Source organism: Janibacter limosus NBRC 16128, assembly GCF_001570985.1.
Classification (GTDB): domain Bacteria; phylum Actinomycetota; class Actinomycetes; order Actinomycetales; family Dermatophilaceae; genus Janibacter; species Janibacter limosus.
The window spans coordinates 18,362-40,635 of the sequence record NZ_BCSS01000015.1 but is presented as its reverse complement, the minus strand read 5'-3'; the positions used below and the strand labels follow the sequence as shown (position 1 = coordinate 40,635).

General features: G+C 69.9%; 20 protein-coding genes. 14 read left to right on the top strand and 6 right to left on the bottom strand.

The annotated features are described in order from the left end of the window. Nucleotides 1-29: 29 nt before the first annotated feature. Genes JLI01S_RS07515 through JLI01S_RS07510 form a run of 3 tightly spaced genes read left to right on the top strand, consistent with a single transcriptional unit; the run spans nt 30 to nt 2,580 of the window. Nucleotides 30-2,117: a protein meaA gene (locus JLI01S_RS07515; protein WP_068262480.1), complete on the top strand. Its 2,088-nt coding sequence runs from the start codon at nt 30-32 to the stop codon at nt 2,115-2,117. After that, nucleotides 2,114-2,245, top strand: coding sequence for a hypothetical protein (locus tag JLI01S_RS17640; RefSeq protein ID WP_281177454.1), 132 nt, complete (start codon nt 2,114-2,116; stop codon nt 2,243-2,245). The genes JLI01S_RS07515 and JLI01S_RS17640 overlap by 4 nt, the downstream gene beginning before the upstream one ends. Before the next feature lie 23 nt (nt 2,246-2,268). Then, on the top strand, nt 2,269-2,580 hold the full coding sequence (locus tag JLI01S_RS07510) for a hypothetical protein (RefSeq protein ID WP_068262477.1): 312 nt from the start codon (nt 2,269-2,271) through the stop codon (nt 2,578-2,580). An 11-nt stretch (nt 2,581-2,591) separates the two neighbouring features. On the opposite strand, the gene nucS is transcribed toward JLI01S_RS07510, so the two are convergent. Then, on the bottom strand, nt 2,592-3,287 hold the full coding sequence (nucS, locus tag JLI01S_RS07505; RefSeq protein WP_068262472.1) for an endonuclease NucS: 696 nt from the start codon (nt 3,285-3,287) through the stop codon (nt 2,592-2,594). A 107-nt stretch (nt 3,288-3,394) separates the two neighbouring features. On the opposite strand from nucS, the gene JLI01S_RS07500 reads away from it, so the two are divergent. The 4 genes from JLI01S_RS07500 to JLI01S_RS07485 all read left to right on the top strand — a co-directional run bounded on the left by JLI01S_RS07500 (nt 3,395) and on the right by JLI01S_RS07485 (nt 8,907). After that, the gene (locus tag JLI01S_RS07500) at nt 3,395-4,603 is read left to right on the top strand and encodes a 3-hydroxyacyl-CoA dehydrogenase family protein (protein WP_068262602.1); all 1,209 of its coding nucleotides are present in this window, start codon (nt 3,395-3,397) and stop codon (nt 4,601-4,603) included. A gap of 201 nt (nt 4,604-4,804) precedes the next feature. After that, the gene (locus JLI01S_RS07495) at nt 4,805-5,089 is read left to right on the top strand and encodes an Rv1322 family protein (RefSeq protein WP_068262469.1); all 285 of its coding nucleotides are present in this window, start codon (nt 4,805-4,807) and stop codon (nt 5,087-5,089) included. An 87-nt stretch (nt 5,090-5,176) separates the two neighbouring features. Continuing rightward, nucleotides 5,177-6,910, top strand: a complete 1,734-nt coding sequence (locus tag JLI01S_RS07490) for an ABC transporter ATP-binding protein (RefSeq protein ID WP_068262466.1) — start codon at nt 5,177-5,179, stop codon at nt 6,908-6,910. Beyond that, entirely contained in the window at nt 6,907-8,907 is a 2,001-nt protein-coding gene (locus tag JLI01S_RS07485; protein ID WP_068262463.1) for an ABC transporter ATP-binding protein, read from the top strand. The genes JLI01S_RS07490 and JLI01S_RS07485 overlap by 4 nt, the downstream gene beginning before the upstream one ends. 98 nt (nt 8,908-9,005) lie before the next feature. Here the strand turns inward: JLI01S_RS07485 and ccrA are convergent, their stop codons facing one another. After that, a complete protein-coding gene (gene ccrA / locus JLI01S_RS07480) occupies nt 9,006-10,346 on the bottom strand; it encodes a crotonyl-CoA carboxylase/reductase (protein ID WP_068262598.1) in 1,341 nt (446 codons plus the stop codon). A gap of 156 nt (nt 10,347-10,502) precedes the next feature. Beyond that, entirely contained in the window at nt 10,503-10,934 is a 432-nt protein-coding gene (mce, locus tag JLI01S_RS07475; protein WP_068262460.1) for a methylmalonyl-CoA epimerase, read from the bottom strand. A 229-nt stretch (nt 10,935-11,163) separates the two neighbouring features. Here mce and JLI01S_RS07470 point away from each other — a divergent pair, with 229 nt between their 5' ends. Both JLI01S_RS07470 and meaB read left to right on the top strand, forming a co-directional pair. Next, nucleotides 11,164-12,363, top strand: coding sequence for an acetyl-CoA C-acetyltransferase (locus JLI01S_RS07470; protein WP_068262457.1), 1,200 nt, complete (start codon nt 11,164-11,166; stop codon nt 12,361-12,363). Between the two features lie 2 nt (nt 12,364-12,365). Continuing rightward, on the top strand, nt 12,366-13,328 hold the full coding sequence (gene meaB / locus JLI01S_RS07465; protein WP_068262454.1) for a methylmalonyl Co-A mutase-associated GTPase MeaB: 963 nt from the start codon (nt 12,366-12,368) through the stop codon (nt 13,326-13,328). A 72-nt stretch (nt 13,329-13,400) separates the two neighbouring features. Here the strand turns inward: meaB and JLI01S_RS07460 are convergent, their stop codons facing one another. Continuing rightward, a complete protein-coding gene (locus JLI01S_RS07460) occupies nt 13,401-13,958 on the bottom strand; it encodes a hypothetical protein (RefSeq protein WP_157074861.1) in 558 nt (185 codons plus the stop codon). Nucleotides 13,959-14,058: 100 nt separating this feature from the next. Between JLI01S_RS07460 and JLI01S_RS07455 the strand changes: the two genes are divergently transcribed. The 5 genes from JLI01S_RS07455 (at nt 14,059) to JLI01S_RS07435 (ending at nt 18,568) form a co-directional block, all read left to right on the top strand. Further along, nucleotides 14,059-15,525, top strand: a complete 1,467-nt coding sequence (locus tag JLI01S_RS07455; RefSeq protein ID WP_169797301.1) for a serine/threonine-protein kinase — start codon at nt 14,059-14,061, stop codon at nt 15,523-15,525. 14 nt (nt 15,526-15,539) lie between these two features. Then, a complete protein-coding gene (locus JLI01S_RS07450; protein ID WP_068262595.1) occupies nt 15,540-15,842 on the top strand; it encodes a thiamine-binding protein in 303 nt (100 codons plus the stop codon). A gap of 108 nt (nt 15,843-15,950) precedes the next feature. Beyond that, nucleotides 15,951-16,592: a hypothetical protein gene (locus tag JLI01S_RS07445; protein ID WP_068262446.1), complete on the top strand. Its 642-nt coding sequence runs from the start codon at nt 15,951-15,953 to the stop codon at nt 16,590-16,592. Beyond that, nucleotides 16,589-17,572 carry a hypothetical protein gene (locus tag JLI01S_RS07440; RefSeq protein WP_068262443.1) on the top strand — a complete coding sequence of 328 codons (984 nt, stop codon included), beginning with the start codon at nt 16,589-16,591 and terminating at the stop codon, nt 17,570-17,572. The genes JLI01S_RS07445 and JLI01S_RS07440 overlap by 4 nt, the downstream gene beginning before the upstream one ends. A gap of 33 nt (nt 17,573-17,605) precedes the next feature. After that, the gene (locus tag JLI01S_RS07435) at nt 17,606-18,568 is read left to right on the top strand and encodes a tetratricopeptide repeat protein (protein ID WP_068262439.1); all 963 of its coding nucleotides are present in this window, start codon (nt 17,606-17,608) and stop codon (nt 18,566-18,568) included. Nucleotides 18,569-18,656: 88 nt separating this feature from the next. Here JLI01S_RS07435 and glgB read toward each other — a convergent pair whose 3' ends face one another. Next, nucleotides 18,657-20,852 carry a 1,4-alpha-glucan branching protein GlgB gene (gene glgB / locus JLI01S_RS07430; RefSeq protein ID WP_068262436.1) on the bottom strand — a complete coding sequence of 732 codons (2,196 nt, stop codon included), beginning with the start codon at nt 20,850-20,852 and terminating at the stop codon, nt 18,657-18,659. Beyond that, complete coding sequence (locus JLI01S_RS07425; RefSeq protein ID WP_068262592.1) at nt 20,849-22,264, bottom strand: maltokinase N-terminal cap-like domain-containing protein; 1,416 nt, start codon at nt 22,262-22,264, stop codon at nt 20,849-20,851. Before JLI01S_RS07425 ends, glgB begins: the two co-directional genes overlap by 4 nt. Nucleotides 22,265-22,274: the final 10 nt, after the last annotated feature.

Below are 22,274 nucleotides of genomic sequence, written 5' to 3'. Positions count from 1 at the left end.
GCACGGCCGCGCGAGGGTAACTTGCCACCATGGCCGACAGCACTGATGCCCCCACCCCTGCAGCCGAGGCAGCACGCCCCGAGCGTGACCGCCCCTGGGTGATGCGCACCTACGCCGGACACTCCAGTGCCGCGGCGTCCAACGAGCTCTATCGACGCAACCTGGCCAAGGGCCAGACCGGTCTGTCCGTGGCCTTCGACCTGCCGACCCAGACTGGCTACGACCCCGACCACGTGCTCAGCCGTGGTGAGGTGGGCAAGGTCGGCGTGCCGATCAGCCACATCGGTGACATGCGACGGCTCTTCGACCAGATCCCGCTGGACGAGATGAACACCTCGATGACGATCAACGCGGTCGCGATGTACATGCTCGCCATGTACCAGGTCGCAGCCGAGGAGCAGGCCGAGGCCGCTGGCCAGGACCCCGCCGAGGTGCGCGCTCGGCTCGCCGGCACGACGCAGAACGACATCATCAAGGAGTACCTGAGCCGCGGGACCTATGTCTTCCCGCCGGCTCCCTCGATGCGGTTGATCACCGACATGGTCACCTACACGGTGAACGAGATCCCGAAGTGGAACCCCATCAACATCTGCAGCTACCACCTGCAGGAGGCCGGGGCGACCCCCGTCCAGGAGATCGCCTACTCGATGTCGACCGCGCTCGCGGTCCTCGACGCCGTGCGTGACTCCGGCCGCGTGCCGGAGGAGGACTTCGGCAAGGTCGTCGCCCGCATCTCCTTCTTCGTCAACGCCGGCGTGCGCTTCGTCGAGGAGATGTGCAAGATGCGCGCCTTCGTCGAGCTGTGGGACGAGATCTGCCGGGAGCGCTACGGCGTCACCGATGCCAAGCAGCGCCGCTTCCGCTACGGCGTCCAGGTCAACAGCCTGGGCCTGACCGAGGCGCAGCCGGAGAACAATGTCCAGCGGATCGTCCTCGAGATGCTCGCGGTCACGCTGAGCAAGGACGCCCGCGCCCGCGCTGTGCAGCTGCCGGCGTGGAACGAAGCCCTCGGCCTACCGCGTCCGTGGGACCAGCAGTGGGCGCTGCGCCTGCAGCAGGTCCTCGCCTTCGAGTCCGACCTGCTCGAGTACGACGACCTCTTCGCCGGCTCTCCCGTCGTGGAGAAGAAGGTGGCCGAGCTCGTCGAGGGCGCCAAGGCCGAGATCGAGCGCATCCAGGACATGGGCGGTGCCGTCCCGGCCGTCGAGTCCGGGTACATGAAGAACGCCCTCGTCGCGAGCCACTCCCTGCGACGCCAGCGCATCGAGGCGGGTCAGGACATCGTCGTGGGTGTCAACAAGTTCGAGACCACCGAGCCCAACCCGCTCACCGCCGACCTCGACACCGCGATCCAGACCGTCGACGCCGACGTCGAGGCCAAGGCCATCGAGGCCATCCGCGCCTGGCGCACCCAGCGCGATGCCGACCCCGCCGGCGCCAAGGCGGCGACGGACTCGCTGGAGCGCCTGAAGGAGATCGCGGCGACCGACGACAACCTCTTCGAGGCCTCCATGGTCTGCGCGCGCGCCGGTGTCACCGTCGGTGAGTGGGCGCAGGCCCTGCGTGAGGTCTTCGGCGAGTTCCGCGCGCCCACCGGTGTCTCCGGATCCGTCGGTGTCGCCTCGGGTGGCTCGGCCGACCTGGCCGCTGTCCGCGACCGCGTCCGGGCCACGAGCGAGGAGCTCGGCGGCTCGCTGCGCGTCCTCGTCGGCAAGCCGGGGCTGGACGGTCACTCCAACGGCGCCGAGCAGATCGCCGTCCGCGCGCGTGACGCCGGCTTCGAGGTCATCTACCAGGGCATCCGCCTGACCCCCGACCAGATCGTCTCCGCGGCCGTGGCCGAGGACGTCGACCTCGTCGGTGTCTCGATCCTCTCCGGCTCGCACATGGAGCTCGTCCCCGACGTGATCGAGGGGCTCAAGGCCCAGGGCGCCGGTGACATCCCGGTCATCGTCGGCGGGATCATCCCCGAGTCCGACGCGGCGAAGCTGCGCGAGATGGGCGTGGCGGCCGTCTTCACGCCCAAGGACTTCGGGCTCAACGAGATCATGGGCCGGTTCCTCGACATCATCCGCGACAACCGGGGCCTGCCGGCGCTCGAGACCACCGACGCGTGAGCCGTCTGGGCCGGCAGCTCTCCTGGATCCACGTGGTCGAGTCGGTGCCGGTCGCGGCGATCGCCTGGGTCGTGCTTGCTGGCGCGCTGACGCTGGCGCTCGCGGACATGGCCCTCAGCCTGGTGTGAGACCGCGGGTCTAGTCTCGAGGCATGGCCCTGCACTGCCCGGCGATCCTGCTGGTCGCCGCCTCACCCCGTGATCCGAAGGGGGCCGACGAGCTCGTCGCAGCCCTCGCCGGAGAGCGGGTGCTGGCTGTCGTGCGGGCACCCACGGATGATGCCGGTGGTCGGCTGGCGCAGACGCTCGACGTGCCGTTGGAGGACGAGCCCGGGCTGGCAGCGCCCGGGCCGGGCAGGGCCGTGCTTGGGGAGATCGCCGACCTGCACCGGGGGGAGACGGTGCTCGTCCTGACCTGCGAGGGGGCGGGGGAGACTCCCTTCGCCCGCATGGAGCTCGACTGAGACCGCTCTCGCTAGAAGAGGCGGTGCATGCTCGTGTCGATGCCCTTGAGCTCGTCGTAGTCGAGGGTGACGCAGCGGATGCCGCGGTCCTCGGCGAGGGTGCGGGCCTGGGGCTTGATGACCTGGGCGGCGAAGACTCCGGTGACCGGCCGCAGCGCGGGGTCCCGGTTCATCAGCTCGAGATAGCGGGTCAGCTGCTCGACACCGTCGATCTCGCCGCGGCGCTTGATCTCGATGGCGACGGAGACGCCCTTGGCGTCCTTGGCGAGGATGTCGACCGGACCGATGGCGGTCATGTACTCGCGGCGCACGAGCGTGTAGCCGTCGCCCAGGGTCTCGATGTGCTCGGCGAGCAGCTTTTGCAGGTGGGCCTCGACGCCGTCCTTGACCAGCCCGGGGTCGATGCCCAGCTCATGGGCCGAGTCGTGGTGGATCTCGTGGAGCTTCACCCGCAGGCGGTCCTCGTTCTTGGCGTGCTGCACATTCCACACTGCGGTCACCCCCTCGGTGACCTCTGTCTCGTCCGGCTCGATCTCGGCCATGGAGCACGGGGGTGCCATCCAGTTCAGCGGCTTGTAGGAGCCGCCGTCACTGTGGATCAGCACCGATCCGTCCGCCTTGACGATGAGCAGACGGGTCGCCAGGGGCAGGTGGGCGTTCAGCCGCCCCTCGTAATCGACGCTGCAGGTCGCAATCACCACTCGCACCCCGCAGACCCTACGCGCACAACGGAATCGTGTCGTGATCGTCCTGTGCGGACCGTCACGCTGCCAACCCCTACCGACGGGTCATCGCGGCTGAGATGCTGCCTGTCATGTCTGACTCCCGCGCCCTGGCCGACGCCCTCGTCTTCCCGTACCTGAACCACGCCGCCTCGATGTTCGAGGAGAAGTACGCGTCCCGTGAGGACGTCGACAACGGCATGCGGTTCGGCTGCGGGCTGCCCAAGGGACCCCTCACCGTCATCGACGAGCTCGGCCTCGAGACCGTCCGTGACGCGCTCGCCGCTCGTTTCGCTGAGAGCGGTGACCCGCGCCACCAGCCCAACCCCGCCATCGAGCGCCTCGTCTCCGAGGGGCGCACCGGCAAGGCTGCCGGCAAGGGCTTCTACACCTACGAGGGTGACGAGGTCGTCGCCGACGAGCTCACCCCCTCCCATGTCGGTCAGGGCGCTGCCCGCCCGATCAAGGCCGTCGGTGTCGTCGGCTCCGGCACGATGGCGACCGGCATGATCGAGGTCTTCGCCGTCAACGGGTTCCCCGTCACCTACATCGCGCGCAGCCAGGACAAGATCGACGCCGTCGCCGCCACGATCGCCAAGAACCTCGGCCGTCAGGTCACCAAGGGCCGGCTCGAGCAGGGCGACGCCGACGCGATCCTCGGTCGCCTCACCGGCTCCACCGAGCGCGAGGCGCTCGGCGACGTCGACATCGTCGTCGAGGCGATCGCCGAGGAGATGAGCATCAAGAACCAGCTCTTCGCCGACCTCGACCGCATCTGCAAGCCCGGCGCCGTGCTCGCCACGACCACCTCCTCGCTCTCCATCTCCGACCTCGCCGCGCAGACCAAGCGCCCGCAGGACGTCGTCGGCATGCACTTCTTCAACCCTGCACCGGTCATGAAGCTCGTCGAGATCATCGACCACCCGAGCACCGGTCAGGACGTCCTCGACACCGTCCAGGACCTGTGCCGCAGCACGCGCAAGGTCGCCGTCCGCTGCTCCGACCGCTCCGGCTTCATCGTCAACGCGCTGCTCTTCCCGTACCTCAACGACGCCATCAAGGCGCACGAGGACGGCGCCGAGCTCGACGTCATCGACGGCGCGATCACCGAGCACTACGGCTACCCGATGGGGCCCTTCGCCCTGCTCGACGTCGTCGGCAACGACGTGGCCCTGGCCATCGAGGAGGAGCTCCTCGCGGAGTTCGAGCACGAGTCCCTGACCCCCGCGCCGCTGCTGCGCGAGGTCGTCGCTGCGGGCAAGCTCGGCCGCAAGACCGGTGAGGGGTTCCGCACCTACTGAGCCCACCCCCTTCGCTCACCTGAGCCCCGGACCGCCTTGGTCCGGGGCTCAGAGCGTCCTCGGGTGCGGAAGCGAGATGGGTCGACGCTGGGCCGAAGTCCTTCGTCCTCGTGTGGTCACCTCTCGTTCTCGACGTCGGCCTGAGTCGCGTCGACCCACCTCCCTTCCTTCCCCGTGCGCTGAGTTTGGGACACTGCTGGCATGGGTCGATCCAACCGCCGCAGACGAGACGAGCACCGTCCGCTCGCGTTGGGTCGGGCGCCCCAGACGCGGGAGACCTGGATGGGTCGCGCCTGGATCGTGCGACAGCTGAGCGGTCAGACCTCGACCCGCAGCTATGTCTGCCCGGGGTGCACCCACCAGATCGCGCCGGGCACCGCGCACGTCGTCGTCTGGCCCGACGACGGACTCGGGGGAGTGGACGACCGCCGGCACTGGCACAACGCCTGCTGGAAGGCCCGCGACCAGGGTCGATACGGGCGCTGACCCCCCTTCGAGATGGCTGCGGGCGGCCTCCGCAGGGGTCGGGGGAACCTGGTTGGGCAAAAGCCTGCACGGTGCAACAATCATCCGGTGCTCCTACGCCTCGTCCGCCGCCACCTGAGCGGCACCGGCGGCCGGGTCGCGGCCCTGCTCGTCCTCCAGCTGGCTGCCACCCTCGCCTCCCTCTACCTGCCCAGCCTCAACGGCGAGATCATCGACAACGGTGTCGCGACCGGTGACACCGGCTACATCGTCCGCCACGGCGGGGTGATGCTCGCGGTGTCGGTCCTGCAGATCGTCACCACCATCGCCGCGACCTGGATCGGTGCCGGGCTGTCCGCGACGATGGCTGCCCGGCTGAGGGCGGCGGTCTTCTCCCGGGTCGGCAGCTTCAGCGCGCAGGAGGTCGCCCGCTTCGGCGCGCCGACACTCATCTCGCGCACGACCAATGACGTCACCCAGGTGCAGCTGGTCACCAACATGGCGCTGACGATGATGGTCACCGCGCCGATGATGATGATCGGCGGCGTCATCATGGCGCTGCGCGAGGACATCGGACTGAGCTGGTTGGTGGCGGTCGCCGTGCCCCTGCTCGCCGTGTCCGTGGGGCTGGTCATCCGCGCGATGGTCCCCAACTTCCGACGCATGCAGACCAGCGTCGACACGGTCAACCGGATCCTGCGTGAGCAGATCACCGGCGTGCGCGTGGTCCGGGCCTTCGTGCGCGAAGGGAGCGAACGCGAGCGCTTCGGGGTGGCCAACACCGAGTACACGGGTTCGGCCATCGCCGTCGGCCGCCTGATGTCGCTCGCCTTCCCGATCGTCATGGTCATCCTCAATGCCTCGACCGTGGCGGTCCTGTGGTTCGGCGCCCAGCGCATCGACAGCGGCCAGATGCAGATCGGCGCCCTGACGGCCTTCATGACCTATCTCATGCAGATCCTCATGTCGGTGATGATGGCGACCTTCATGTCGATGATGATCCCGCGTGCCGCGGTCTCGGCCGGTCGCATCGACGAGGTGCTCTCGACCGAGTCCAGCGTCGTGCCGCCGACCGACCCGCGGCCGATGACGCAGGAGCGTCCGTCGGTCGTCCTCGAGGGCGTGGAGTTCTCCTATCCCGGCGCGGACTCGCCGGTCCTGTGCGATGTGGACGTGCGGGCCGAGCCGGGGAGGACCACGGCGATCATCGGGTCCACCGGCGCGGGCAAGAGCACCCTGCTCGACCTCGTGCCGCGCCTGCACGACGCGACCGGGGGGCGGGTCCTCGTGGGTGGCGTCGACGTGCGCGAGCTCGACCCTGACGCCTTGTGGCGCAGCATCGCCGTCGTCCCGCAGAAGCCCTTCCTCTTCACCGGCACCATCGCCACCAACCTGCGGCAGGGCCGGCCCGAGGCGAGTGACGAGGAGCTGTGGGAGGCCCTGCGGATCGCCCAGGCGGAGGGCTTCGTGCAGGACCTCGAGCAGGGGCTCGACTCACCGATCGCCCAGGGCGGGACCAACCTGTCCGGAGGCCAACGCCAGCGGCTGTCCATCGCTCGGGCCCTCGTGCGTCGCCCGGCGATCTACCTGCTCGACGACGCCTTCTCCGCGCTCGACCTGACGACGGACGCCCGGCTGAGGGCCGCCCTGCGTCCGGCCGTCACCGACAGCGTCGTCCTCGTCGTCGCCCAACGCGTCTCCTCGATCATCGACGCCGACCACATCGTCGTCCTCGACGACGGGAGGGTCGTCGGCGACGGCACCCACGAGGAGCTGCTCGCGAGCTGCCCGACCTATGTCGAGATCGTCGAGAGCCAGGCAGCGCGGGAGGAGGCAGCATGAGCGAGGTTCCCACCGCAGAGGAGAAGGCGGCCCAGGCACGCCGAGGGCCCGGCGCCGGTGCGCGTCGGGGCCCGATGTCCGCCGCGACACCGGGGGAGAAGTCGAAGAACTTCCTGCCCTCGGCCAAGCGACTCGTCGGTCGGCTGCGGCCCGAGCGGGCGCGCGTCCTCATGGCCATCGGCCTGACGGTCGTCTCCGTCAGCCTGAGCGCCGTCGGCCCGCTGATCCTGGCCCGGGCCACCGACCACATCTTTGCCGGATGGATCGGCTCGAAGCTGCCCGACGGCGTCCCACTGGCGAGCATCGTCGAGCAGCTGCGCGCCTCGGGTGAGGGGCAGCGGGCCGACATGATCGCCTCGATGCCCTATCTCGTGCCCGGGCAGGGCATGGACTTCGGTGCCATCGGCCAGATCCTGTTGCTCGCGCTCAGTCTGTACGTCGTCGCCGCGGTGCTGTCGTGGGTGCAGGGGCGGGTCATCGTCCACGCGGTCAACCAGGTCGTCTTCGACCTCCGCGCCCAGGTCGAGGCCAAGCTGCACCGGCTGCCGTTGCCCTACTTCGACCAGCAGCCGCGCGGCGAGCTGCTCAGTCGCGTCACCAATGACATCGACAATGTCGCGCAATCGCTGCAGCAGACGCTCAGCCAGCTGCTCACCAGCCTCATCACGGTCGTGGCGATGGTCTCGATGATGGTGTGGATCTCGCCGCTGCTCGCGGTGATCGCCCTCGTGAGCATCCCGATCTCGATCGCGTTGACGGCATTCATCGGCAAGCGCAGCCAGCGCCACTTCGTCCAGCAGTGGAAGTCCACCGGCGAGCTCAGCTCGGTCATCGAGGAGACCTACACGGGCCACTCGCTCGTCAAGGTCTTCGGTCGTCAGGCCGAGGTCGACGCAACCTTCGCCGAGCGCAACGACGAGCTGCGGGCGGCGGGCTTCGGCGCGCAGTTCGTCAGCGGCATCATCATGCCGGCGATGATGTTCGTGGGGAACCTCAACTACGTCATCATCGCCGTCATCGGCGGCCTGCGCGTGGCCTCCGGGACGATGACGCTGGGCGAGGTCCAGGCCTTCATCCAGTACTCGCGCCAGTTCACCCAGCCGCTGACGCAGGTCGCCTCGATGGCCAACCTCATGCAGTCCGGCGTCGCCTCCGCGGAGCGGGTCTTCGAGGTGCTCGACGCCCCTGAGCAGGTCGCGGACCCGAGCGGCCCGGCGGGCGTCGGCGAGGGCCACGGCCGGGTCGCCTTCGAGGATGTCTCCTTCCGCTACGACCCCGCCCGGCCGCTCATCCAAGGCCTCAACCTCGTCGTCGAGCCGGGTCAGATGGTCGCCATCGTCGGCCCGACGGGCGCGGGCAAGACCACCTTGGTCAACCTCATCATGCGCTTCTACGAGCTGGACTCGGGCCGGATCACGATCGACGGCGTCGACATCACGCAGATGTCCCGGGCGGACCTGCGCTCACGCACCGGGATGGTCCTGCAGGACACCTGGCTCTTCGCCGGCACGATCGGCGACAACATCGCCTACGGCCGCCCGGGGGCGACGCCCGAGGAGGTGCGCGCGGCGGCTGAGGCGACCTATGTCGACCGCTTCGTGCACTCCCTGCCCCACGGGTACGACACCCACCTCGACGACGAAGGGGGCAACATCTCGGCTGGCGAGAAGCAGCTGGTGACCATCGCCCGCGCCTTCCTCGCCGACCCGAGCCTGCTGATCCTCGACGAGGCGACCAGCTCCGTCGACACCCGCACGGAGCGGCTCGTCCAGCAGGCGATGGCTGCGCTGCGCGGCGACCGGACGAGCTTTGTCATCGCGCACCGCCTCTCGACGATCCGCGACGCCGACCTCATCGTCGTCATGGAGGACGGGCACATCGCCGAGCAGGGCACGCACGAGGGCCTGCTCGCCGCGGACGGGGCCTACGCGCGTCTGTACCGCAGTCAGTTCACCGCCGCGGTCAACGAGCTGGACACCTCGGTCAACCTGGCCTGACCCAGAGGGACTGCAGGTCGTGAACCGGCGACGGGCCGGGGCCCGGAATCCCGGGCCCCGGCCCGTCGGCCGAGCGTGAGTTGCAGTCCTTGTGAGCCTCAGCTGTCGCGGAAGCGGTTGATCTGCTTCTCGAACTTCGCGCGCTTCTCCGGGTTGGTCACGCCGAGTCCGGCCTCAGGGGCGAGGGTGAGGACGCCGACCTTGCCCTGGTGCTTGTTGTGGTGCACGTCGAGCGTGGCCTGGCCGACCTCTTCGAGCGTGTACGTGCGGCTCAGGGTCGGGTGGACGAGACCGCGGTTGATCAGCTCGTTGGCCTCCCAGGACTCGCGGTAGTTGGCGAAGTGGCTGGAGATGATGCGCTTGAGGTTCATCCACAGGTAGCGGTTGTCGTACTCGTGCATGTAGCCCGAGGTCGACGCGCAGGTGACGATCTTGCCGCCCTTGCGGGTGACGTAGACCGAGGCGCCGAAGGTCTCGCGACCCGGGTGCTCGAAGACCATGTCGACGTCGTGGCCGCCGGTCAGCTCACGGATCTTGGCGCCGAGGCGCTTCCACTCCTTGGGGTTCTGCTCGGTGTTGTCCTCGTTCCAGAACTTGTAGTCCTCGGCGCGGCGGTCGATGATCAGCTCGGCGCCCATGGCGCGGCAGATCTCGGCCTTCTCGGGGGAGGAGACGACGCAGATCGGGGTGGCGCCGGCCGCGAGGGCCATCTGCGTGGCGTAGGAGCCCAGGCCGCCCGAGGCACCCCAGATCAGGACGCGGTCACCGAGCTTGAGGGCGCCGCCGTTCTTGGAGATCAGCTGGCGGTAGGCGGTGGAGTTGACCAGACCGGGGGAGGCGGACTCCTCCCAGGTGAGGTGGTCCGGCTTCGGCATGAGCTGGTTGGCCTTGACGATGGCCAGCTCGGCGAGTCCGCCGAAGTTGGTCTCGAAACCCCAGATGCGCTGCTGCGGGTCCATCATCGTGTCGTCGTGACCGTCGGCGTCCTCGAGCTCGACGGACAGGCAGTGCGCGACGACCTCGGTGCCGGGCTTCCACTTCGACACGTGCTCACCGGTGCGCAGGACGACGCCGGAGAGGTCGGAGCCGACGATGTGGTACGGCAGATCGTGACGCTTGGAGTACTTGTTGAGGCGGCCGTAGCGCTCGAGGAAGCCGAAGGTGGAGACGGGCTCGAAGATCGAGGTCCACACGGTGTTGAAGTTGATCGCGCTGGCCATGACGGCGACGAGCGCCTCGTCGGGGGCCAGCTCCGGGATCGGCACGTCGTCCAGGTGCAGGGACTTGCGCGGGTCCTTGTCGCGGCTGGCCATCCCCTTGAACATCTCGACCTCGTCCTTGTGGACGGTGGTCGCGCGGTAGGTGTCCGGCAGGGGGATGTTGGTGTAGGTCTCTTCGCTGCGGTCTCCGGAGAGGATCGCGTCGCGGATCTGGTCGATTGCCATTGAAGGGGCTCCTCGGCCTCGTGGGGATGGGTCAGGTGGTGCGTCTGCGTGCAACCTAGGTCGTCATGGCGCCGAGAGGAACGGGGTCATGACTGAGTTCACACGCCGGATCGTGGTGCCCGCCCACACATGCAGGACGGGCGAAGGGGGTCAGTGCGCGGCGTCCGCAGCGGGCTCGACGAGCTCCACGAGGATGCCACGGGCGTCCTTGGGGTGGATGAAGTTCACGCGCGAGTTGCTCGTGCCCCGCTTGGGGGTGTCGTAGAGCAGGCGCAGACCGCGCTCGCGCAGGGTGGCGCAGACCGCGTCGATGTCCTCGACCCGGTAGGCGAGCTGCTGCATGCCCTGGCCGCTGCGGTCGAGGAACTTCGCGATCGTCGACTCGGGGGTGAGGGGGGCGAGCAGCTGGATGCAGGAGCCGGAGTCGCCGACGCGCATCATGGCCTCGCGCACGCCCTGCTCCTCGTTGGTCTCCTCGTGGGCGAGCTCCATGCCGTAGGAGTCGCGGTAGAAGGCAATGGCCTCGTCGAGGTCGGGCACGGCGACACCGACGTGGTCGATGGCGGTGAAGAGATCAGTCATGACCGCAGACTACGGAGGCGAAGGGAGCGCGCGCGCCCCCTTCGCCTGTGGTCCTGAACACCCGGTGCCGCCGGGTCGGCTCACAACCCCCTGCCCGTCCGGGACGGGGTTGTGGCGTCCACCACGAAGGAAGGCACTGCCCTCCCTTCGATCGCGTCGCTAGGGTGAGCCGCAAGAGACGCGACGTCCTGCCGGGCGCGCGCACACCACGAATGTTGGAGGAATCCACATGTCTGACCGTCCCGTGTCCGTCATCGTCGCCGGGGCCCGCACCCCGATGGGCCGCATGAGCGGCTCCCTCAAGGGCTTCTCCGGATCCGACCTCGGCGGTTTCGCCATCAAGGGCGCGCTGGAGAAGGCGGGCGTCAAGGGTGAGGACGTCGACTACGTGATCATGGGTCAGGTCCTCACCGCGGGCGAGGGCCAGATCCCCGCGCGCCAGGCCGCGATCAAGGGCGGCATCCCCAAGAATGTCCCCGCGCTGACGGTCAACAAGGTCTGCCTCTCGGGCATCGACGCGATCGCCCTGGCCGACCAGTTGATCCGTGCCGGCGAGTTCGACATCGTCGTCGCCGGTGGCCAGGAGTCGATGACCAACGCTCCCCACCTGCTCCCCAAGAGCCGCGAGGGCATCAAGTACGGCGACACCAAGCTCAAGGACTCGATGGCCCACGACGGCCTGTACGACATCATCACAGACCAGGCGATGGGCTCGTTGACCGAGGCCAAGAACGCCGAGAACTCCGAGTTCACGCGCGAGGAGCAGGACGCCTTCGCCGCCGCGAGCCACCAGAAGGCCGCCAAGGCCTGGGCCGACGGCACGTTCGCCGACGAGGTCGTCCCGGTCGAGGTCCCGCAGCGCAAGGGCGACCCGGTCGTCTTCGCCACCGACGAGGGCGTGCGTGGCGACACCACGGCCGAGTCCCTCGGCAAGCTGCGTCCGGCCTTCGCCAAGGACGGCACCATCACCGCCGGCTCCGCCTCGCAGATCTCCGACGGTGCCGCCGCGGTCGTCGTCATGAGCAAGGCCAAGGCAGAGGCGCTCGGCCTGACCTGGCTCGCCGAGATCGGTGCCCACGGCGTCGTCGCCGGCCCGGACTCGACCCTGCAGGCCCAGCCGGCCAATGCCATCGAGGCTGCGGTCAAGAAGGAGGGCATCTCCGTGTCCGATCTCGACGTCGTCGAGATCAACGAAGCCTTCGCGGCCGTCGGCCTGGCCTCGGCCAAGCAGCTCGGCCTGTCCGACGAGCAGGTCAACCCCAACGGTGGCGCGATCGCCATGGGGCACCCCCTCGGCATGTCGGGCGCCCGCATCACCCTCGCCCTCGCGCACGAGCTCAAGCGTCGCGGTGGTGGCATCGGCGCAGCGGCCCTGTGCGGCGGTGGCGGCCAGGGCGACGCCCTGATCGTCCGCGTGCCGAGCGCCTGAGCTTGACCCGCACTGTCGACGTCCCCGTCCTGGTCGAAGAGGCCAGGGCGGGGACGTCTCGCGCTGTCGGGCGACTCATCTCGCTCGTCGACGACCAGCACCCGGCGCTGCCGGAGCTGATGGCCGCGCTCGCGCCGCACACGGGTGGCGCGCACGTCATCGGCCTCACCGGGTCACCCGGCGTCGGCAAGTCGACGACGACCAATGCCCTCATCCGCGCCCTGCGCGACCAGGACCAGCGGGTGGCCGTCCTCGCGGTCGACCCGTCATCCCCCTTCTCCGGAGGGGCGCTGCTCGGTGACCGCATCCGGATGAACGAGTCCGCGAGCGATCCGGGCGTCTACATCCGCTCCCTCGCCAGCCGGGGGCACCTCGGTGGCCTGTCGGTCTCCACACCGCAGGCGATCAGGGTGCTCGACGCGGCCGGCTTCGACTCGATCATCGTCGAGACCGTGGGCGTCGGTCAGTCAGAGGTCGAGATCGCCGGTGCTGCCGACACGACGCTCGTGCTCCTGGCCCCGGGGATGGGCGACGGCATCCAGGCCGCCAAGGCGGGCATCCTCGAGATCGGGGACGTCTTCGTCGTCAACAAGGCCGACCGGGACGGCGCCGACTCGACGGTGCGCGACCTGCGGCACATGATCCAGCTGGGCGAGGGCACTGCCCCCGGCCGGTGGCGCCGACCGGTCATCAAGGCCTCGGCGCTCGACGGCACCGGGATCGACGAGCTCGCTGCCGCGATCGCGGATCACCTGGGCTGGCTCGCGTCGAGCGGTGCACTGCGACAACGCCGTACGGCCCGAGCGCGCGACGAGATCACCGCGCTGGTGATCGCCCGGCTGCGCGCACGCATGGGTGACCTCGGCTCCGGTGGCGCCCTCGACGCGCTGGCGGCCCGGGTGGTCGACGGTGGGAGTGATCCGCACACCGCGGCCGAGGAGCTGCTCTCCGGCCTCGGGGTCTGACCAGACCTGCCAGACCCGCACGCACGAGCGCCGCCGACCCCGAGGGGCCGGCGGCGCTCGTCGTGCGTGGGGTCAGTAGCCCTCGGCGACGCGGATCTCGTCCGCGTCATCGATGTCGAAGATCGCACCGATGCAGGTGGGGGAGTAGTCCGACTGCCCGGCGTCGAGGAAGTCCGTGTTGCAGGTGACGTCGTCGATGACGTCACCGTCCTTCATGAAGTAGAAGGTCAGGTAGAAGGAGTCACTCGATCCGCTGTCGTTGCGCACCGTCAGACCGTTGATGTCGTCAGAGCTGACGCTCCAGCCGGACTGGATCGAGGCGCCGTCGACGACCACGGAGCCGCCCTCGCTGACCACGAGCGCACTGGCTGCATCGGCGTTCTTGGACGCATTGGCGGAGGAGCTGATGCTCGAGATGCCGTCGCTGGCCTCGTTGGCGATGAAGATGAAGAAGCCGGCGATGCCGCAGCAGCACAGCAGGACGACACCGGCGATGATCCCGAGGATCCACCAGAGCGTGTTGTCCTTCTTGGGCGGCGTGCCCATCTGCCCACCAGAGCCATAGGGCGCACCCTGGTACGGGTTGGGGCTACCGGCGCCACCGGGCGGCGGCGGGGCTGGATACGACATGGGTGGGTCCCCCTGCAAGACGTGGCGATGGAGCGGGCGACCGCCCGCGGGGGCAGTCTACGTCCCGGCATCAAGGGTGAGCATCTACGCTGGCGGTGACATGACTGATGACACAACCCCCGGGCTGATCGGCGACCGCTACGAGACCGTGCGGCCGATCGGCCGTGGCGGGATGGGCATCGTCTGGTTGGCTCGCGACACCGTCCTCGGCCGTCAGGTCGCGATCAAGCAGATCGGCGACTTCCCGGGCGAGAGCGAGGGCGAGACCCGCCGCGCGATGCGTGAGGCGCGGGCCGCGGCGGCCCTCAACCACCCCAATGTCGTGGCCGTCTACGACGTGACGGAGCACGAGGGCACCCCGTGGCTCGTCATGGAGTACGTGGCGGGGCCCACGCTGGCCTCCGCCATCCGCGAGCGCGGCCCCATGACGCCGAAGGGGGCTGCCGACCTCGGCGCGCAGCTTGCCGGGGCCCTGGCAGCGGCACACCGGGCCGGGATCGTGCACCGCGACGTCAAGCCCGCCAATGTCCTCATCGGCGGTGGTCGGCCCAAGCTCGGCGACTTCGGCATCGCGCGTGCGGGGGCCGACGACCAGCTGACTCAGACGGGGCTCGTGACCGGCACCCCGAGCTACATGGCACCCGAGGTTGCCGTCGGCGATGACCACGGCGAGGCCGCCGACGTGTGGGCGCTCGGGGCGACCATCTATTTCGCGGTCGAGGGCCAGGACGCCTATCCGCCCCAGGGCAATGCGCTGGCGACCTTGCGCAGCATCGCCGCTCATCCTCCTCGTCGTCCGGAGCGCGCCGGCCCGCTCGAGCCGGTGCTCGCCGACATGCTCTCGCGCGATGTGTCCCGTCGCGGCTCGATGACGCAGGTGCTGCGGCGCCTCGAGAGCATCGCTGCCGGTGGGCACGGCGTGGCGCCCGTGGCCGCCACGTCCACGATGGCGCCACCGCACACCCCCGGGATGGCCCAGCCCGGTAGGGGCCCGCAGGGGCCTGCGCCTCGTCGTGGGGGCGGCTGGCTGTGGGCCCTGCTGGCTGCCGGTTTGGTGGCACTCCTCGTCGGGGGCATCGCCTTTGCGATGACCCGGGGTGACGGTTCCGACGGCTCCGCGGGCGCCTCCGGCGCGACCGGGGGCGACCGGACCACCGCAAGCCGGACGACGACGACCAGCGAGCCGAAGACGACCACCGAGACCACGACGCAGACGGAGACCGCCAGTCCGAGCTCGAGCTCCTCGACGTCCTCGAGCGAGACCTCCGACGAGGGGATCACCGAGGCCGAAGGCCGTGCCTTCGTCGAGGACTACTTCTCCACCGTCACCTCGGACCGGGACGCCGCCTGGGACATGCTCGCTCCGGAGCGTCAGGCCGACCGGTCCGGCTACGACGACTTCTGGAGCGGCATCACCTCGGTCACGACGAGCGACATCACCGTCGACGAGGACTCCGGCGCGGTCACCGTGACCCTCACCTACCACCCCAAGGACCGTGACAAGACCGTGGAGCAGCACACCTACGCGCTGACCCGCATCGACGGCCAGATCCGCATGACCAAGTGACCTCGGAGGTCCCCGTGCTCCTCGCCTTTTCGATCGCCCCGGCCTCACCGGATGCCCAGGGTTCCTACGCTGAGGCCGTGGCCGCGGCGCTACGGATCGTCCGCGACAGCGGCCTGCCCCATGACTTGGGCTCGATGTTCACGACGCTCGAGGGGGAGTGGGACGAGGTGATGACGGTGGTCAAGGGCTGCGTCGACGCGATGGAGCCCTTCGGTGACCGCGTCAGCCTCGTCATGAAGGCCGACATCCGCGCGGGACGCACGGGCCAGATGAGCGCCAAGGTCGAGCGCGTGGAGGGCCTCCTCGCCGACGGATGAGTGACCCGGCATCCGTGACCGATTTGTGACATTCGGGCAACCTTTGTCATGGTGGGACGTCCGCTGCAGCGGCGGGCACCCTCTTGTTCTCCCACGGAAAGCACTGATGTGAGCACGCTCATCCAGCGCGTCGCCGGCGTGGCCCTGGCCCTCGTCGGCCTCGGCGCAGCCATCGTCGGTGGTTGGTTCCTCGCCAACCTCGGCACCTCCGGCACGGCGACCTTCACCGCCGACCCCGGCCAGCGCGTCGTGGTCCTCGACCCCGATGTCCTCAACCGGGTGGACCACCCGGTCACGGTGACCGCCACCGGCGACGGCGATCTGTGGGCCGGCACCGCCCGCCCGTCAGACGCCGAGGCACTCCTCCGCGACGGGTCGCGCACGCAGGTCACCGGCGTCGACGTCGGCGACTGGGCCCTGACCACGTCAGCCGCCGGCAAGGGCGAGGCGATCGATCCCGGTGGGCTCGACATCTGGCAGGAGTCGACGACCGGCTCCGACGAGGTCAAGCGCACGATCGACCAGGCCGACGCACCGCAGTCGCTCGTCATCGCGGCCCCCGAGGGCGCCGAGGTCGAGCACCTGACCATGACGGTCGAGGACGGCGGCTGGGGCACCACGGCACTGACGACGCTCATCGTGGGCATCGTGCTCTTCGTCATCGGCCTGGCACTGCTCGTCCGTACCGGGGCGCTTGCCGCCATTCGCTCGCGGGTCTCCCGCACCACCCGTGAGGAGTCTGCAGCATGAGCCGCCGCCCCACCCCCTTCGTCGCCACCGTGGTGGCCCTGCCCGTCCTCCTCGGAGGCTGTGGCATCGGCTCCTCGCTGGCGGGTGTCCACGACGCCCCCACCGAACGCACCGACGGGGCGTCGATCTCCTCCGACACCGCGGGCGAGGTGAGCGAGCGAGTGATCGCTGACGCCGCCTCGGTCTCCCGCAAGAGCGGCAAGGCCCACGACGCGCAGCGCAAGGAGGTCCTCTCCGGACCCGCGCTGCGCCAGGTCGAGGCCGCGGTCGCGAGCCGGGACCGCACCAACCGCTCGGGCACGTCCGTCGATGATCTCAAGGTGCTGGGTGTCAGCCGCGGCATCGAGTGGCCGCGCGCCGTGCTCGCCACCTCGCGGACCAAGGACGTGCAGTACCTCCACGTGCTCGTCGCCAGGTCCGCGGACCAGCCGTACACGCTCTTCGCCGATGTGCCGATGGCCGCCGGGGCGAGCGTGCCCGCGCTGGCGCCCCTGGAGGAAGGCGCCCCGGTCAAGCTGTCGAAGGCGCCCTCGCAGAAGGTCACCACGGCGGCCGACTCCTGGGCGAAGGGAGTGGCCTTCCCCGCGGCCAAGAAGGCACCCAAGGACGTCTCGGTGAGCGACGGCTTCTCCGCTGCGCTGAAGAAGAATGCCAAGCGCACCGACCGTGAGCTCGGCAAGCTGGCCGACTACCGACAGAGCCAGGCGATCGCCAAGGGCGAGAGCGTCGAGTTCGAGCTCGCCGAGGGCGGGTCGCTCACCTTTGTGCCGATGACGCGCACGGACACGATCACCGCGACCAACAAGCTCAAGGAGCTCAAGATCGAGCAGCCTGCGCTCAAGCACCTGCTCGATGCCTCCAAGGTCACCACGTCGTTGTCGGTCCGGCACGCGGAGACGGTCGTCTTCGTCACGCCCGCCAAGGGCAAGTCCCGGGTCGTCGCCGCGAGCGAGGTGCTGGCGTCGGCCAAGGGGCGTTGAGGCACGGCCCCGGCGGTGAGAGACAATGGGGTCATGAGTGATCCGACCCGACCCCTGCGCGGAGCCGTCGATCTGTCCGGCCTCGGCGGCCCTGCCCGCCCCGCGTCCGCCCCTGCTGCCCAGGCCCCGGCCGGCGGCGCGAGTCCCGCAGCCGGCGGTCCGGCGTCGCAGGACCCCGGCGCGATCGATGGCCCCGTCGTCGAGGCGACCGACGCGACCTTCAACCAGATCGTCGGACGCACGAGCATCGTGCCCGCGGTGGCCGTCGTCTGGTCCTCGCAGCAGCCGCAGAGCCGGGCACTGCTCGAGGACGCGATCGACATCGCTGCCGGTCTCGACGGGCGCGTGCAGGTCGTCGGCATCGACATCGCGACCAACCCCGGCATCATGCAGGCAGTCCAGCCCCCGGAGGTGCCACTCGCTCTCGGGCTCGTGAGTGGCCAGCCGGTGCCGCTCTTCAGCGGGTTGGTCGACAAGGAGCAGTTCCGCGCGGTGCTCGACCAGCTCCTCCAGGTCGCTGTGCAGCACGGTGTCACCGGACGGGTCAACGCGAGCGACGCTCCGGCGGAGTCGCAGGACGAGCTCCCGCCGCTGCACCAGGAGGCCTACGACGCCATCGAGCGCGACGACCTCGACGCGGCGTCAGCTGCCTACGAGCAGGCCATCGCCGCCAACCCCAAGGACACCGACGCCCAGCTGGGTCTGGCCCAGGTCGCCCTGATGAAGCGCACTCGGGGCGTCGACCTGCAGGCCGCCCGTGAGGCCGCCGCCAGTGACCCCTCGGATGTCGACGCGGCCCTGCTCATCGCCGACCTGGACGTCCTGGGTGGGCACGTCGAGGATGCCTTCGTGCGTCTCATCGATCTCGTGCGGGTCACCGCCGACGATGACCGTGAGCGCGTCAAGGCTCACCTGCTCGACCTCTTCGCTGTCGTGGGCAACCAGGACGAGCGTGTGCGCAAGGGCCGGACGAGCCTGATGAGCGCCCTCTTCTGACCCGAGACGCGCACGTCCCTCACGCCCGGACGAACTGAAACGCGCATCTGCCACCGCAGATGCGCGTTTCAGTCGTGCGAGCTCGGCATCACGCCTCGGCAGATGCGGGGGTGAGGTAGACGGCGCTCAGGGCGGCGACGCGGACCTCCACGGACCACGGCTGGTCCTGCCAGGGCTCGGGGCGGGCCTCCAGCACGACTCCGGCCTGGCTCGGTGATCCGGCCGCGTCATAGCCCGAGGTGTCGAGGCAGACCTCCCAGCGACCCCCCTGCGGCACCCCGATGCGCAGGGGTGCGCGGTCCGTGCCACCGAAGTTGACGACCACGGCGACCATGTCGTCGTGCTGCTCGGCCTGACGGAGGAAGGCGACGGTGTTGCCCTCGTTGTCGTCGGCATCGAGCCAGCGAAAGCCTGCCGGGTCGGCGTCGAGCGCCCACATCGCGGGGTGGCGCTGCGCGAAGGCGTTGAGCTGGGTCACGAGATCGGCGGTGCGCCGGTGGACCGCGTGGTCCAGCAGGTGCCAGTCCAGCGACCGGCCGTCGGCCCACTCGCTCGTCTGCCCGAACTCGGTGCCCATGAAGATCAGCTGCTTGCCGGGGAAGGCCCACTGGTAGGCGAAGAAGGCCCGCAGCGTGGCGAAGCGCTCCTCCTGCTCACCCGGGACCTTGTAGGGCATCGATCCCTTGCCGTGGACGACCTCGTCGTGGCTGATCGGCAGGAGGTAGTTCTCCGCGTAGGCGTACATCATCGCGAAGCTGAGGAGCGTGTGGTGGTACTGCCGATTGACCGGGTCCTCGCCGATGTAGCGCAGGGCGTCGTTCATCCAGCCCATGTTCCACTTCAGGCCGAAGCCCAGCCCCCCGGCGTCGGTGGGGCGGGTGACGCCGGGCCACGCGGTCGACTCCTCGGCGATCATGACGATGCCGGGAGAGCGTCGGTAGGCCGTGGAGTTGACCTCCTGGATCAGGGCGACGGCCTCGAGGTTCTCCCGGCCACCGTGGACATTGGGGACCCAGTCCCCGGCCTCACGCGAGTAGTCGAGATAGAGCATCGAGGCGACACCGTCGACACGCAGCCCGTCGATGTGGAAGTCCTCGAGCCAGTACAGGGCATTGGCGACGAGGAAGTTGCGCACCTCGGGCCGACCGAAGTCGAAGACATAGCTGCCCCAGTCGGGCTGCCACCCGCGCCGCGGGTCGGGGTGCTCGTAGAGCGGCAGTCCGTCGAAGCGCACCAGTGCCCACTCGTCCGTCGCGAAGTGTCCCGGCACCCAGTCGAGGAGGACGCCGATGCCCGCGCGGTGGAAGGCGTCGACGAGATGACGGAAGTCGTCGGGTGAGCCGAAGCGCGAGTTGGGCGCGAAGTAGCTCGTCACGTGGTATCCCCACGAGGGCGGGTAGGGGTGGTCCATGACGGGCATGAGCTCGACATGGGTGAAGCCGTGGCGCACGACGTACTCGACGAGCTCGGTGGCCATCTCCCGCCAGCCGAGCCCTTGACGCCAGGACCCGGGATGCACCTCGTAGATGCTCATCCGAGCCGTGTGCGGGTCGCTCGCGGCGCGCTGCTCCAGCCAGGCCTCGTCCTGCCAGACGTGGGCGCTGCTCGTGACGACGGATCCGGTCGCGGGTGCGGTCTCGGCCAGCCGCGCCAGCGGGTCGGCCTTGTGCCGTAGGACGTCATCGGCGCCGCGCACCGCGAACTTGTAGACATCACCCGCGGCGGCTGCGGGCACGAAGAGCTCCCAGACGCCCGAGCTGCCGAGGAGGCGCATGGGGTGCGCTCGATCGTCCCAGCCGTTGAAGTCGCCGATGACGTGGACGGCCTTGGCGCGCGGCGCCCACACGGCGAAGGAGACACCGTCGACGGGGCCCATCGGCCCCTCGTAGGAGCGGGTGTGCGCGCCGAGCACGGTCCACAGCTGCTCGTGCCGGCCCTCGTTGATCAGGTGGCGGTCGACCTCACCGATGGTGGGGGCGAAGCGATACGGGTCGTCGCCGAGGTGCTCGACGCCGTCCTCCCAGGTCGTGAGCACCCGGTAGTCCATCGCCCGGGTGGCGCCGGCGCGGACGCCCGAGAAGATGCCCTCGCCCTCGTGCTCGAGCGTGATGACCACGTCGTCCTCGAAGCGCACGCGCACCCGGGTGGCGAGCGGTCGTCGCACGCGCACGCGCAGACCGGTCTCCTCGAGGTGCTGGCCAAGGATGTCGTGGGGTTGCGCCGTGCGGCCGTGGGCGAGGGCCCACAGGGCGCCGGTCAGGTCGGGCGGAGGGGTGGATGTCACGAGCGTTCCTCCTGCAGGAGTCGGTCGATCGCGGTCGTGGGCAGCGAGAGCCACCCGGGTCGGTGGCGCGCTTCGTAGACAACCTCGTAGAGGGCCTTGTCGAGGACGAATGCGGTGAGCAGCGCGGGCTGCTGGCGAGGGTCCGGCCCGATCTCGGCGTAGCCGTCGAGGAAGGCGTCCTGGGCGGCCGTGCACCATGCACGGGCGTCGACAGGACGGTCGGAGCGCTCCAGCGTCCCGGCGACGTAGTCGAGCGAGCGCAGGATCCCGGCGACATCGCGAAGGGGGCAGTCCAGGTCATTGCGCTCGGCCAGGGAGCGCAGTGGCTCACCTTCGAAGTCGATGAGGAACCACCCGCGGTCCGCCACGTCGAGCACCTGTCCCAGGTGCAGGTCGCCGTGGATCCGCTGCAGGGCGGGCCAGTCGGATGCGCTGGCGGCGTCGAGGACGGCGGCCACCCGGGCGTCGTGCGCGGACAGCGCCGGGACCTCGTTCGTCGCCAGTGCGGCCCGACGCCGCATCGCGGCGACCCGTCGCTCGATGTCGGCCGCGTCCGGGGCGCGCGTGGGCAGGGCACGGGCGAGGCTCTCGTGGACATGGGCCAGGACGCGCCCGAGCTCTCGGGCGCGCTCGCCGAGGTCGGTACCGGTCGCGGCCAGCTGCAGCGAGGTGCGCCAGGCATCGGTCGCGCCCTCGAGGTACTCCTGCGCGAAGGCGAGCTGGCCGAGGTCCCTCGCCTCGCCGTCGGGCCGCAGCCAGGCGCCGGCGACGTGCCCCACGCTCGCGGGGACGAAGGGGGAGCGGGACGCCGCGAGTGCGCCCTGGAGGGTGATGTCGGGGTTCTCGCCGGGGGAGAGGGTGCGGAAGACCTTGAGGATGATCGGTGCCCCCGTCCCGGGGGCGGGGGTGATGATGATCGAGGTGTTGGACTGCTCGCCGGCCAGGACGCGGCTCGAGGCCACGACCGGGTCGCTCGGCCATGCGGGGTGCGGAGCGCCGACGATGTCCGGGTCGGGGGTGTCCGACGTCGAGCCGGCCTGCGCGGTGACGCGCCCGCAGAGCAGCTCGAGCAGCTGGGTGACGTAGACCGGATCGTGCGGGGCGTCGTAGACCCAGCGGTGGCCGAGGACGGAGTGCTCCATCTCGCCGACGAGCGCGGCCTCGGCCCCCTCGAGAGGGGCGCCCCGGTAGGTGAGTGGGACCTGGTAGACGACGGGCGTCGTACCGGCCTCGTCGAGGACGACGATGGTCTCGATGCCGACCTCGTCCTGCGGGTCGTCCAGACGCCACGAGTCGAGCCTGCGCAGCCGCGGTCGCCGGCCGGCGCCGACGTACCAGCGCTGCCCGCCCATCCACTCGGTGAGCAGCTCGAGCTTGGAGGGGTGCAGCTCGGCCCGGTGGATCTGTGCCATCACGACCACC